This window comes from Micromonospora sp. NPDC005298 (assembly GCF_040607375.1).
Classification (GTDB): domain Bacteria; phylum Actinomycetota; class Actinomycetes; order Mycobacteriales; family Micromonosporaceae; genus Micromonospora.
The window spans coordinates 114579-128344 of the sequence record NZ_JBEXGP010000005.1 but is presented as its reverse complement, the minus strand read 5'-3'; the positions used below and the strand labels follow the sequence as shown (position 1 = coordinate 128344).

Annotated in this window: 9 protein-coding genes; 3 read left to right on the top strand and 6 right to left on the bottom strand. The window is 72.7% G+C overall.

Annotated elements, in window-relative coordinates; translation table 11 throughout:
• Nucleotides 1-47 precede the first annotated feature (47 nt).
• On the bottom strand, nucleotides 48-3314 hold the full coding sequence (locus ABZS77_RS12660; protein WP_354821626.1) for a BTAD domain-containing putative transcriptional regulator: 3267 nt from the start codon (nucleotides 3312-3314) through the stop codon (nucleotides 48-50).
• A gap of 154 nt (nucleotides 3315-3468) precedes the next feature.
• Between ABZS77_RS12660 and ABZS77_RS12655 the strand changes: the two genes are divergently transcribed.
• The 3 genes from ABZS77_RS12655 to ABZS77_RS12645 all read left to right on the top strand — a co-directional run bounded on the left by ABZS77_RS12655 (nucleotide 3469) and on the right by ABZS77_RS12645 (nucleotide 5509).
• Nucleotides 3469-4359 carry an alpha/beta hydrolase gene (locus ABZS77_RS12655; protein ID WP_354821623.1) on the top strand — a complete coding sequence of 297 codons (891 nt, stop codon included), beginning with the start codon at nucleotides 3469-3471 and terminating at the stop codon, nucleotides 4357-4359.
• Between the two features lie 308 nt (nucleotides 4360-4667).
• Nucleotides 4668-5117: a hypothetical protein gene (locus tag ABZS77_RS12650; RefSeq protein ID WP_354821620.1), complete on the top strand. Its 450-nt coding sequence runs from the start codon at nucleotides 4668-4670 to the stop codon at nucleotides 5115-5117.
• A complete protein-coding gene (locus tag ABZS77_RS12645; protein WP_354821617.1) occupies nucleotides 5114-5509 on the top strand; it encodes a hypothetical protein in 396 nt (131 codons plus the stop codon). The genes ABZS77_RS12650 and ABZS77_RS12645 overlap by 4 nt, the downstream gene beginning before the upstream one ends.
• 16 nt (nucleotides 5510-5525) lie before the next feature.
• Here the strand turns inward: ABZS77_RS12645 and ABZS77_RS12640 are convergent, their stop codons facing one another.
• The 5 genes from ABZS77_RS12640 to ABZS77_RS12620 form a co-directional block, all read right to left on the bottom strand.
• A complete protein-coding gene (locus ABZS77_RS12640) occupies nucleotides 5526-7697 on the bottom strand; it encodes a hypothetical protein (protein WP_354821614.1) in 2172 nt (723 codons plus the stop codon).
• 7 nt (nucleotides 7698-7704) lie between these two features.
• A complete protein-coding gene (locus tag ABZS77_RS12635; RefSeq protein ID WP_354821611.1) occupies nucleotides 7705-8907 on the bottom strand; it encodes a low temperature requirement protein A in 1203 nt (400 codons plus the stop codon).
• 141 nt (nucleotides 8908-9048) lie between these two features.
• On the bottom strand, nucleotides 9049-9816 hold the full coding sequence (locus ABZS77_RS12630) for a TetR/AcrR family transcriptional regulator (protein ID WP_354821608.1): 768 nt from the start codon (nucleotides 9814-9816) through the stop codon (nucleotides 9049-9051).
• Nucleotides 9817-9932: 116 nt separating this feature from the next.
• Nucleotides 9933-11837: a GH25 family lysozyme gene (locus tag ABZS77_RS12625; protein WP_354821605.1), complete on the bottom strand. Its 1905-nt coding sequence runs from the start codon at nucleotides 11835-11837 to the stop codon at nucleotides 9933-9935.
• A 110-nt stretch (nucleotides 11838-11947) separates the two neighbouring features.
• Nucleotides 11948-13648, bottom strand: coding sequence for a VCBS repeat-containing protein (locus ABZS77_RS12620; RefSeq protein WP_354821602.1), 1701 nt, complete (start codon nucleotides 13646-13648; stop codon nucleotides 11948-11950).
• Between the last annotated feature and the right edge of the window lie 118 nt (nucleotides 13649-13766).

Below are 13766 nucleotides of genomic sequence, written 5' to 3'. Positions count from 1 at the left end.
CACCCGCCGACCGGTTCCGACGGAAAGTCCGCAAAGTCGTGGCGGGGTCAGCCGGCGGCGCGGGCCCGGGCGGTCACCGCGCGGGCGGTACGACGGTGCCGGGCCGCCTCGTCGTCGCGGCCCAGCGCGGCGGCGAGGTCGGCGAGGTGACCGGCCACCGGGCCGACGGTGAGCACTCCGCTGCCGGCGGCCAGCTCCTCGGCGGCCGGCAGCAGCTCGGCGTGGACACGTTCCATCATCCGCCGGTCGTCGAGCGCCCGCGCCGCCCGGCCGACGAGACAGAGACGGACCTCCCGCAGCAGGTCGTGCGGCCCCGGCGGGAGTGCCGCCAGCGCCGTCGCCGCCGCGCTCCGGTCACCGGCGGCGAGCAGCAGCAGCGGACGGACCCACGGCTCGTGCGGCCCCCAGTCCAGGCCCGCCCAGTCCCCGTCGTCGGGCTGCGGGAGCGGACGGTCGTCGGCGAGACGCAGTCCGAGCAGCGCGAGCGGGAGCAGACCGTGGGTCAGGCCCGGCATGCCGTCGCCGGGCAGCCGGTCGGCAGCCACCCGGTACGCGTCGGCGGCGGCGGCCGACTCGCCGTCCAGCGCCAGCCGCAGCGCCGCGTACCACCTGGTGAAGACGCCGACCAGTGGCAGCTCGTACCGTTCGGCGAGGCGGTCGGCGGCGCGGGCGTGCGCGTCGGCGGCGTTCCGGTCGGCCAGCGCGCAGGCGGCCTGGACCAGGACGAGGTGACCGAGCACCTCGAACGTCACCAGGTGGTGCCGGGCGGCCAGGTCGACCAGGTCGGCGCCGATCCGGGCGCGTTCACCGGCCAGCCCCACCCGGTCGAAGGTGTGCATGAAGCGGGCGTTCAGCGCGAACGCCAGCAGCCCCGGGTCACCGACGGTCCGGGCGATCGTCTCGGCCTCGTCGGCGGCCCGGCGACCACGGTCCGTGACGGTGCCGCGAAGCTCCAACGCGAGGGTGCTCAGCAGGCGGCTGCGCCGCGCCGACCCGGTCGTACCGAGGGCGGCCAGGGCACGCTCGGCGGCGGTCACGATCCGCCCGGAGAGCAGGTCGTCGTCGTTGCGCGTCCAGATGGCCGGTACGTCGAAGCCGGCAAGCACCTCCTCGATGAGCTGGGGGTCGCCGACGGACTCCGCCGCGGTGATCGCCTCGGCCCGCCCCCGCCGCGCCTCGGCGAGGCGGCCCGTCACGGCGAGCGCACGCCCGAGTCCCACCAGCGCGGTCAACCGCTCGCGGTGGTGCACCCCGCCGGCGCGGTCGTACGCGTCGACGGCCTGCCGCCACAGCCGGGCCGCCTCGTGCGGGCTGCCACCCCGTTCGGCCTGCTCGGCGGCCGTGCGGGCGTACGCGGCGGCACGACCGGCGGCCTCCGACCCGCCGGCGGCCAGCAGGTGGTGGGCGAGCGCGGCGGGATCGACGGGTTCCCGCTGGCGCAGCACCTCGGCGGCGGCGCCGTGCCAGGCGGCGCGGCGCGGCGCGGACAGGTCGGCGTAGAGCGTGTCGCGCACCAGGATGTGGGTGAAGCGGAGCTGTCCGTCGGTGTCCCTCTCGGCGAGGAAGCCGGCCCGCAGCGCGCCCTCCAGGGCGTCGAGCACGGTGGTGGGGTCGTCCGCCAACGCGCTGAGCACCCGCGGGTCGAGGTCCCGGCCGAGCACGGCGGCCTGCCGCAGCACGGTGCGGGTCGGCGCGGGCAGTTGCGCCAACCGGTGCCGGATCACGTCGCGCACCCCGGGTGGCACGGCCGCCAGCGCGGCGTCGCCCTCGCCCGCGTACAGCTGGGCCAGCTCCCGGACGAAGAAGGGGTTGCCGCCGCTGCGCTTGTGGATCAGCTGGGCGGTGGCCGCGTCCAGGTCCACTCCGGCGACGGCGCTGGCCAGCGCACCCGTCGCGGGCGCGGGCAGGCCGGCGAGATACTCCCGTACCGGTTCCAGTCCGGCGGCTCGGGCCAGGGCGGCGGTCAGCGCCGGGCTGATCTCGGTGGCCCGGTACGTGCCGAGGATCAGGACCGGCCCGCTGACGGGTTGCGGGCCGGTGAGCAGCGCGGTCATCAGGTCCAGGGTGTCGCCGTCGGCGCGGTGCAGGTCGTCCAGGACGATCAGCACCGGTGCCCGGTCGGCGACCGTGGAAACCAGCGAGGCGACCGCGCCGTGCCGGCGGAACCGTGTGACGCTCGGGTCGCCCGTGGCGGCGTCGTCCGACTCGTCGACATCTGTCGAGCCGTCAAGCGCCTCGGTCACCTGCGTCCACGGCCAGGCCGCTGGTGCGCCCTCGTACTCCGGGCTGCGCCCCCACGCCGTGGTCCACCCCCGCGCGGCGAGCCGTCGGGTCAGGGTCTCGGCCAGCGCGGTCTTGCCGGCCCCGGGCTCGCCGCTGAGCAGGGCGAGCGCGGGCCGGCGGCGGTCGGCGGCGGTGTCGGCGGCCAGCCCGAGCCGGGTCAGCTCCGCGTCGCGGCCGACGAACGGACGCTCCGGCGCGGCGGGTCGATCGTCCGCCACGCTGTCGGGGGCGGCGTCGGGGGTCGGGGTGAGGTGCGGCGCCTGGGCCAGGATGTCGGCCTCCAGCCGCCGCAGCTCCGGCCCCGGGTCCACACCCAGCGCGGTCACCAGGGCATCCCGGGCCTCGCGGAGCGCGGCCAGCGCGTCACCCTGCCGGCCGGCGCGGTACCGGGCCATCGCCAGCAGCCGCCAGGCGTCCTCGCGCAGCGGGTTACCGGCGAGGTGGGCCGGCAGGTCGGCCGCCGCCTCGTCCGGCCGCCCCAACGCCAGCAGCGCCTCGGCCCGCCGTTCGACGGCGAGCATCCGCAGCTCGTCCAGCCGGTTGATCTCCGCGACCGCCCACGTCTCGTTCGCGGAGTCGGCGTACGCGGGACCCCGCCACAGCCCCAGCGCCGCGTCCAGCGCCGCCAGGGCGAGGGCCGGACGTCCCGCCAGCAGCCGGCCGGCCTCGCCGACGGCCGCCTCGAACCTGTCGGCGTCCACGGCGTCCGGGTCGACCCGCAGCGCGTACCCCGGCGCCTCGGTGACCAGGATCCGGGGCGGCGTCCGGGGCGGCCGGTCGGGTTCCAGTGCCCGGCGCAGGTCGGCCACGAAGGTGCGGATGGCGCCCACCGCCCCGTCCGGAGCGACGTCCCACAGGTCGTCGACGAGCCGTTCCACCGGCACCACCCGCCCGTGGGCGATCAGCAGCCGGGCCAGCACGAGGCGCTGCCGGTGCCCCCGGAGCGGGACCGGGCGACCCTCGGTGGCGGCGGTCACCGGCCCGAGCACACCGAAGGTCACCGCCGGAGCGGCCGCGGCCTGCCTGGTCATGGCACCAATCTAGGCGCGTCGGCGCGGACGTCGACGGGCCGCCCGTACTGATCGGATGCTGACTCTCCGCTGATCGCCGCGGGGCAGGCTCGATGACGTACGACGGCGACAGGCCACCGCCTGGGCCGGCCACCCATCACCAGGAAGGTTCCCCGTGGACCCCAGGATCGACGGATTCGACTACCAGCGCGTCACGGTCGCCGACGGCGTGGCGCTCAACGCCGCCGTGGGCGGTTCCGGGCCGGCGGTCGTGCTGCTGCACGGCTTCCCGCAGACGCACCTCATGTGGCGGCACGTCGCGGCCGACCTGGCCGCCGACCACACGGTCATCTGCCCCGACCTTCGGGGGTACGGGGACAGCGACAAGCCCGTGGACAGCGACGGCGAGGCGTACGCCAAGCGCACCATGGCCGCCGACGTCGTGGCGCTGGCCGGGGCGCTCGGGCACGAACGGTTCGCGCTGGCCGGGCACGACCGGGGCGCCCTGGTCGCGTTCCGCGCCGGTCTCGACCACCCGGCGGCGATCAGCCGGCTCGCCCTGCTCGACGTGCTGCCCACCCTCGACATGTGGGACGTGCTGCACGGTGTCAGCGCGGCGGTCGGCTTCCACCTCTATCTGATGGCGCAGCCGCCCGGCCTGCCCGAGGAGATGATCGGTGCCAGCCCGGACGCCTTCTTCGGTCACTTCCTGGACGTCTGGACCCGGGATCCGGAGGCCCTGCCGGCGGAGGCGCGGGCCGCGTACCTGCGGGCCTCCCGCGACGCGGTGCCCTCGATCGTCGCCGACTACCGCGCGTCCGCCGGCGTCGACGTCGCCCACGACGCCGCCGACCGGGCGGCCGGTCGCCAGTTGTCGATGCCGGTGACAGTCCTTCAGCAGGACTGGGGTGCGGCGCTCGGGTACGACGCGGCCGGGCTGTGGCGGGCGTGGGCACCGGACCTGACGCACCAGACGGTCACCTGCGGGCACTTCATGGCCGAGGAGGCGCCGGCCGAGGTGGTCGGGGCGCTGCGCTCCCTGCTCACCCGCCCGCACCGTCAGTAGGAGATCCGACACCGTGTGTCACGGACGACTCGGCGCAGCCGGGCCGCCCGTGGCCGCCAAAAAGGCTCTGACCTGCGGAAATACGACGTTACACCAGGTGGACGCCAACCGGTCATCGGTGATACACAGGCAGATACCGGCAGCCAACGACGGCGAGTCGCCCATCTCCTCGACCATCGACCGTCCACACGCACCCGCCACCCCACGGGCCTTCGCCGCAGGACCGCACCCCGGTCACGACGTCCTCCACACGGCACCGGCCCGTCGGCCGTTGACGGATGGGGCCGGTCCTCGACCAGGGAGTTGCCGTGAGAGTTCTCCGTATCCGGTCCCGCCACCAGCCGTACGAGGTAGCTGTCCTGGCCATGGCGCCGGTGTGCGGCGTCCTGATGCTGACCCTCGACGTCCGGCCGACCTCCGTACAGACGTCCATGCCGGCGCCCGTGCAGGCCGCCTGGGAGATCGGCCTGATCCTGGTGGGGGTGGGCGGCCTGCTGGGCATCCTGTGGCCCGGCCGGCTCTCCACCGGGCTCGGCATCGAGCTCGCGTCGGTCCTGGTGCTCGGCACCATCACCGGCATGTACGCGGCCACCCTGGTGTCCCTGTGGAACCAACAGTCGGTGGTCGCGTCGTCGTTCGTCATCGCCGTGACTGTCGGCTCGCTGTGGCGGGCCGTGCAGATCGCCGTCGACCTGCGCCGCCTGGTCCGCGCCTGCGAATGCGTGGCCGACCTGCAACTGCAGGGGAGCGTCCCGTGAACACGTCGCCGACGCCGGCCGCACCGCACTGGGTTCAGGTGGCGCTCAGCGTGTTCGGCATCCTCGGCGGCTCGACCGGTCTGGCAGCCATCGCCACCGTGCTGGTGCAGCGGGGCAAGTTCAAGGCCGACGCCGCCGACACCCTCACCGAGGCGGCCCTCACCCTGGTGCAGCCGTTGCAGACCCGGATCACCGAGTTGGAGGGCGAGGCGCTGCACGCCCGCTCGGAGCTGGGGACGCTGCGCGAGCAGGTCAACCAGTTGCAGTTCGTGGTCCGGGTGCTCACCCGGACGCTGGACCGCTGGCGGGCCGCGATCCGCGCGCCGGACGCGACCCTGCGCAAGGTGCGAGCGGTCGTGGCAGAGTCCGAGCGGCTACCCGACGGCGGCTGACCGGCGGGGCACGGGTTCACCCGTCGCCCGAGCCGGGCAGTCGTGCGACGAGGTCGCGTACCGCCGCCCGGAACTCGGGGTCGGTCTCCCCCGGATGATGGCCCCGGACCGGCGGCGGTCGTTTGTCCCCCGGCGCGGCCAGCAGACTCCGCGGGTCCCGCACCCGCCGGTCGACCGACCCGGCCGGGTCGGCGGCGTCCGGAGGCGGGTCACCGGGGCGGTTCGCGTAGAAGATCCAACCGCCCACCGGGTCGGTGTCGCGCCACAGGTTGAGCCAGCGCCACCCGACCCGCTCCCCCACCTCACGCATCATCTCCTCGTTGAGGTACGCCGGGTAGAGCCGGGCGTACAGGCGCTCCAGCGGCGACCCGTAGGTGAGCAGAGCGACCCGGCGACGCACCTGCGGGGGCAGCCGCAGCACCGCGAGGGCCAGCAGCACCGAGCCGTGGCTGTGCCCGCAGAGCAGCACCCCGCGGTGCCGCCCGGCGAGCGCGATGATCCGGTCGGCCAACTCCGGCACCGCCCGGTCGGCGTAGCTCGCCGGCGCGAACGGGTGGGCGGCCCGGGGCCAGAAGGTGCCCAGGTCCCACAGGATCCCCACGTGCCGGCGGAACCAGGCCGTCCGGTACGCGAACACACCACCGGCCAGCAGGGTGAGGACGACCACGGCGACGAGGTAGGTGCCGCCGGTGAGGCCCATCCGGACGGCTTCGGCCGGCAGTCCGACAACCAGCGCCAGTTCCTCCGGGTGGCGCCCGGTGAGCCCGAGCAGACTGGTGGCCAGTCCGACCGCCGCGAGAACCGCGTACGTGGCGGCCAGCACGCCCAGCCACTCGGTGAACCGCGCCCGCGCGACGGCCCGGACGACCTGCCTGAGTCGTCCGGCCGCCTCCGGTGGCGCGGCGGGAAAGTCGCGGGCGGCGGTCGCCGCCGCCGCCGCGTACCGCCGTCGCCGCGAGAGGAGGTTGATCGCGCCGCACAGCAGTACCGCCGCCGCCATGTGCAGGAAGAAGGCCAGCAGGGTCCAGCGGTACGGCAGCGGTGGCCCACCGTCACCCCGGTACCCGCCGAGCAGTTCCCCCGCCTGATAGGCCAGACCGGCGGAGAGCGCACCGGCCAGGCCGACCGCGATGGCCGCGATCACCGCCGCGCCCAGTCCGCGCCGCAGCACGGCCCGGCCGCCCACCCGACCACGCTGCCACAGCACGACGCCGCTGAGCAGCACGAGCAGCAGCATCTGGCTGAGCAGCACCGCGCCGGCGATCCCTCCGTAGCCGGGGAGGCCACCCGACGACGGCCAGTCCCGCTCGTCGCGGGCGACGACGACGAGCGTCGCCACGGTCAGGCCGGCCGCCGCGACGCCAGTCGCGCGGGCGCTCCTGGTGGCCGTCCGCGCGGCCGCCACCTGGTCGACCAGCCCCGGTGCGGCGAGCAGGCCGACGCAGGCCAGCAGCACCGCCGCGCCGAGCGCCAGCAGCAGCGTCGTCGCGACTGTCGCGCCGGCCGCGCGTCGGGCCACGAGCAGCACGAGATCGAGTACGGCGAGTGCGGCGGCGACGTGGATCGCCCGCAGTCGTCCCACCAGCGGCTCAACGGCCCACACCGGATGGTCGGCCGGGCGGGGTCGGCGGGCGCCGAGCAGCCGCAGGAGCACGACGGCGGCGATCGGCGCCAGCGCCAGCACGGCGAGCCGCTGCCCGACGTGCCGACCGTCGAGCCCGTCCATCGTGTCGAAGGGTCCCCGGCACCGGGCCTCGCCGAGGCACCGCCAGGCGACCAGGTCGAGGGCGATCCCGGCCACCGCCACGACGTACAACGCGGTGAGGTTGAGCGCGAGGAGCCGGCACAGCATGGCGACCCCGTCGGCGCTGCGGCGACTCGTCGGTCGCATCCACACCGCCACGTTGCTCAGCATGAACGGCAGCAGGAAGACCATGGCGAGGGTCCGGACGACGGTGCCCGAGGGCAGGTCGCCCCACCGGTACGCCTCGAGCGTCACACCGTCCGGGTCGGTGCCGTCGGGCTCGTCGGTGCGGTGGAAGCCGCCGCTGTCGTCGCCGGCGACCTGCCGCGTCCGCGCCCGGCCGAGGATGACCGCCGGCTGCGCCCCCGACACGCCGTGCACCCGCAGCTCCACCACGTCGTCCCGGCGCGGTCGGTCACCGTGTCGTCCTGATCCCCCGGGCATCGGCCGGCTACCCGTGCCGCCGCCGGCCGGGCGCGTCGCCCGCGGCGGTGCGCCACACGAACCGCCGTATCCCGGGCATCGCGTCGAGCAGGACGATCAACAGCAGCACCAGGGTCACGGCGGCGCTGTTCACGAGCTGCGGACGTCCCTCGCTGGTCAGGCCGGCCACCACGATGGCCGGCACACCGATCAGGCGCGCCCACGGCAGGCTGGCGTCGATCACCGCCGACAGAAGGATCCGGGCGGTCAGGAACAGCGCCGGGCCGAGGACACCCACGGCCAACTGCCCGGTGCTGTGTTCACCCGGGTCGTGGATCGTCATCTCCATCGCCACGGAGGTGCCCAGGACCCCGGCGATCATGACGAGGTGCAGGTAGCCGGCGAGAAGCGCCAGCTTGCTGCCGGGCGGGCCGGCCGCCACGATGGCGGCGCCCAGCCGGGTGCCGGCGGGCACCAGGTAGAGCCGGGCCAGGGCCACTGCGGTCACGAACGCCAGCGTGAACGCGAGCGTGCGTTCCCGGTCCAGGTCCGACTGGCTGTACGTGAAGCCGGCGATCAGGATCAGCTCGCCCAGCGCGATGATGAAGATCTGTTGGTAGCGCTCGGAGAGGTGGTCCCCGTTCACCTGCAGGTCCGGCCAGGAACTGCGCCCGAGCCGCGGGAACGGCCAGCGCAGCCGGGCGAGGGAGTACTCCAGCAGCAGGGCGAGCGCCCAGAGCACCTCGCGCGCCGGGGCGACGAACGCGCCGACCACCCAGAGCACGCCGGAGATCGTGAACCAGATCGCCACCCGCAGGCTGCGCAGTTGCAGCGGGTGCCCCCGCAGAGCGGGGATCAGCAGCGCCCCCCGGCCCACGTGGATGGCGACGTAGGCGATGGCGAACAGCATGGCGTGGTCGTCGAAGGCGGTGGGCACGGCGGCGGCCATCAGCAGGCCGCCGAACATCACCCAGAGCAGCAGGACGACGATCAGCGGCGCGCGCGGGTCGAACCAGTCCGCCGACCAGGCGGTCACGAACCACACCCACCAGAGCGCCGCCAGCATCAGCAGCACCTGGAGACCGCCGTAGAGGCTGTGGTCGGCCAGCAGCGCCTGGGACAGCCGGGTCAGCGCGAAGATGAAGGCCAGGTCGAAGAAGAGCTCCAGGAACGACGTCCGGCGGGGGTTCTCCCGCTGCTGGAGCAGCCGCTCGGGGAGGCCGTTCGTCATCGCCCCCCTTCCCGGACGTCGGCTGCCGTCCCAGTCGTACCACCCGGGCTGGCGGGCGTGGGTGGGTTCGGCCGAGCCCGGGACGCCGCCGATCCGCGCCGGTGGGCCGTTGGCGCGGCGGTGCCCCTGAGCGGTGCTCGACTAGCCGGTGGCCGCCCGCTCGGCGATGACCACGGAGATCCCGTCCAGGACGCGTTGCAGACCGAACTCGAAGGCGTACTCCGGGCCGTACGCGGCGCCGTGCTGCTGGCCGGCGGCCGTACCGACGCGGGAGGCGGTCGGATAGCTGTCGGGGGTCAGGAACGTCTCCAGCCAGGGCGCGTGCGACTGCCACCACTGGCCGTCGGTCATGCCGGTCTGCCGCTCCAGGTCGACCACCTCGGACGCGGCCCGCGCGGAACTCTTCACGTGCCCGAGGACGAGGGTGAGCACGGCGTCCATCTCGACGTCGGTGAGCCCGATGTCGGCGACCGCGCCGAGTTCGTAGTCGTACTTGGCCACCAGGTTCGGCCCGAGCACCGGTCGGGTCGTCTCGGCCCGCAGCATCCACCGGTGCCGGTGGTAGAGCGCGAGATTGTCCCGGGCGATCCGCTCCAGGCGGACCCGCCAGTCCCCCTCGACAGCGGGGCGCGGCATCTCGCCGTACGCCGTGTCGATCATGACGTCGACGAGTTCGGCCTTGCCCGGCACGTAGGTGTACACCGACATCGTGCCCACCCCCAGCGCCTCACCGACGCGGCGCATGGTCAGCGCGTCGAGGCCCTCGGCGTCGGCGATGTCGATGGCGGCGCGGACGATCCGCTCGACGCTGAGCCCCTGCCCGGCGCTGCGGCTGGTCGGCTCCCGGGTGCGCCAGAGGATGGCCAGGCTACGGGCCGGGTCCGCCGTCGCCTTGCGCTCACTCGCCATGGTCCCGCCATGTTAACCGCACGCGCCGTACGTCGTGGTCGACGGTCGGGCGGCTCGCGGACGGCGGCGGCGTGGGAGGGGCTTCAAGTGCCCCTCCCACGCCGACCGACGATGTCTCAGAGAAGTCGGATGGCGTCCCAGTGCCAGGCCGCGCTGGCCGGGACGGTCAGGCTGCCGGTGAACGCCCCGAACCCACCGGCCGTGTTCGCCAGCGCGGTGTGCATCGTGATCGAGCCGTCCGCCTGGTAGTACATGGCCGCCATGTCCGTCCGACCGTCACCGTTGTGGTCACCGGTGATCGACTTGAACGAGTCCCACTTCCACGAGTTCGCCGGGATCTTGTAGCTGCCGGTGAACGTGCCGAACCCGCCAGCGGTGTTGCCCAGCGAGGTGAACAACTCGATCGAGTCGTCCCGGTAGTGGTACTGCATCGCCGCGTCGTCGCGACCGTCGCCGTTGAAGTCGCCGGCGGCCAACCTGATGGCGTCCCACTGCCACGCCGCGCTCGCCGGCACCGTCAGACTGCCGGTGAACGCCCCGAACCCGCCAGCGGTGTTCGCCAACGCGGTGTGCATCGTGATCGAGCCGTCGGCCTGGCAGTACATGGCCCCCAGGTCCGAGCGGCCGTCACCGTTGAAGTCACCCACGATCGTCCGGAACGAGTCCCACTTCCAGGAGTTCGCCGGAAGCTTGTAGCTGCCGGTGAACGCCCCGAAGCCGCCACTGGCGTTGCCGAGCGCGGTGAACAACTCGATCGACTCGTCCTTGTAGCGGTACAGCATCGCCGCGTCGTCGCGACCGTCGCCGTTGAAGTCACCGCTCGTCAACCGGATCGCGTCCCACTTCCACCCCGCGCCGGCCGGCACCGTCAGACTCCCGGTGAACGCCCCGAACCCACCGGCCGTGTTCGCCAACGCGGTGTGCATCGTGATCGACCCGTCCGCCTGGTAATACATCGCCCCCAGATCCGAACGACCGTCACCGTTGAAGTCACCCACGATCGTCCGGAACGAATCCCACTTCCACGAATTCGCCGGAAGCTTGTAACTGCCCGTGAACGCCCCGAACCCACCACCGGCGTTACCCAACGCCGTGAACAACTCGATCGACTCGTCCTTGTAGCGGTACAACATCGCCGCGTCGTCCCGACCATCACCGTTGAAATCCCCGGAGAGCTGCACCACGTTCGGATCCTCGACCGGGGTTGTCTGCGGGCCGCCGCCACCGGCGAGCGCCTGGAGCTGGGTGAGGCTGCCGTTGAAGACATCCTGGTCGCCCGGCAGGGAGCCCCCGTCCGCGTACTGCCAGAGGGTGAACTGGTTCCATCCCGCCGGCAGTGGCTTGTACGAGGAGCTGTAGTTGGCGATGAACAGTGGGTTGGCACCGAAGGTCGCATTGTTGCCGGTGCACGGGTTCCACCAGTTGGTGTTGGTGTAGATCATCGTGCGCTGGCCGGTACGGGCGTAGACGCGATCGACGAACTGCTTGATCCACTTCGACATCTCGGTGGTGCTGAGTCCGTAACAGGGGGACGGCGCACCCGACCCCTCCCAGGGCCACTCGATGTCCAGCATCGGGATGAGCGTCCTGCCGTCCTGGGAGTACTGGGCGTGGTCGAGGAAGTAGTTGGCCTGACTGGTGCCGTCGGACAACTCCGGGCGGGCGTAGTGGTACGCCCCCGCCAGGATGCCGTTCTCCTTGGCGCCCCGGAGGTTGGCGGAGAAGGAACTGTCGACGAACGAGAGCCCCTCGGTGGCCTTGGCGTAGGAGAACTTCGCGCCCCCGGCGGCCACCGTCGCCCAGTTGATGGAGCCCTGGTGGTGTGAGACGTCGATACCGGTCACCGGGTATCCCGGGGGTACGGCCGCGGTGGCCGCCATCGCGGGGGCCGCGTCGGCGATGGCCGGGTGCCCGTCCGGGGCGTCCGCGACCCGTTCCGTGGCGACCGCCGGTGCGGCGGTCGCGAGCAGGGCGACCGCGGCCAGCGCGGCGACGACACCCGACCTCTTGGTGCTGGACATTGATGCACACTCCTTCGACGGGCGCGACCTCGCGCCAGGGCTGTCGGCTGACCGGATGACACCGGGGGGTGCGGGAGGGCTCTGCGTGAGCCCTCCCGCAGCAGGGATGCTCAGAAGAGCCGGATGGCGTCCCAGTGCCAGGCCGCGCCGGCCGGCACCGTCAGGCTGCCGGTGAACGCCCCGAACCCGCCGGCGGTGTTCGCCAGGGCGGTGTGCATCGTGATCGACCCGTCCGCCTGGTAGTACATGGCGGCCAGGTCCGTCCGGCCGTCACCGTTGTGGTCACCGGTGATCGTCTTGAACGAGTTCCACTTCCACGAGTTGGCCGGGAGCTTGTAGCTGCCGGTGAACGTGCCGAACCCACCGCTGGTGTTGCCCAGCGCGGTGAAGAGCTCGATCGACTCGTCCTTGTAGCGGTACAGCATGCCGGCGTCGTCGCGGCCGTCGCCGTTGAAGTCGCCGGTGGTCAGGCGGACGGCGTCCCACTTCCAGTAGGCGCTGGCCGGAACGGTCAGGCTGCCGGTGAACGCCCCGAACCCGCCGGCCGTGTTCGCCAGCGCGGTGTGCATCGTGATCGAGCCGTCGGCCTGGTAGTACATGGCGGCCAGGTCCGAGCGGCCGTCACCGTTGTAGTCGCCGGCGATGGTGCGGAACGAGTTCCAGGTCCACGAGTTGGCGGGGAGCTTGTAGCTGCCGGTGAACGTGCCGAACCCACCGCTGGTGTTGCCCAGCGACGTGAACAACTCGATGGAGTTGTCCTTGTGGTGGTACAGCATCGCCGCGTCGTCGCGACCGTCGCCGTTGAAGTCACCGCTCGTCAACCGGATCGCGTCCCACTTCCACCCCGCGCCGGCCGGCACCGTCAGACTCCCGGTGAACGCCCCGAACCCACCGGCCGTGTTCGCCAACGCGGTGTGCATCGTGATCGACCCGTCCGCCTGGTAATACATCGCCCCCAGATCCGAACGACCGTCACCGTTGAAGTCACCCACGATCGTCCGGAACGAATCCCACTTCCACGAATTCGCCGGAAGCTTGTAACTGCCCGTGAACGCCCCGAACCCACCACCGGCGTTACCCAACGCCGTGAACAACTCGATCGACTCGTCCTTGTAGCGGTACAACATCGCCGCGTCGTCCCGACCATCACCGTTGAAATCCCCGGAGAGCTGCACCACGTTCGGATCCTCGACCGGGGTCACTTCCGGCTCCGGCTCGGGCTCCGGTTCGGCCTCGATCTTGGCCCGCCGAATGGGTTTGTAGGTCGTCAGGTCGTCCCAGTCGTTGAAGCCCCGCCGGCCGACGTTGTTGTTGGCGTACGGGTTCTGCACCGTCTGGCCGTCGTCGTTGAACGAGTAGACGTACGCGCCCTTGCCGTGATCGCTCTTGTCCTTCCAGTACGCGAAGAGCTCGATGTGGCCGGAGCGCACCATCGCGTCGCCGGGCTGGAAGTCGTTGAGGCTGCCGAGGGTGCTCCACATGGCGTTGCTGCCCTGGAACTGGTCGGTCACGTAGCTCTGCGACAGGTGCCAGGCCATCGAGACGAGGCCGGAGCAGTCCCGCCGGTAGGTGTGGGCGCCGTCGACGTCACCGGCCCACGTGCCCGTCTGGGTGTACGTGATGTCGCGGTCCACCCAGTTCTGGGCTCGGTCGAGCATCTCGGTCCGGGTGATCGTCCCGTTCAACGCCGAGGCCTCGGCGGGTGAGATGGCGAGCAGGCTGCTCGCGCCGACGACCGCCAGGCTCAGCGCCGCGCCGGCGACCAGCCGGGTGGTGTACCGCAGGTTGCCACGTGCTGCGAAGACTCGCATAGCAGGTTTCCTCCAAAGGAATGATGGTTTTTCGGGCCAGTGAAGAGGCCCGATGGGCGGCCGGCATCGCCTCGGGGGCACTGATCGCCCCCGATCGCCGGTTAGAGTCGCTGCGAAC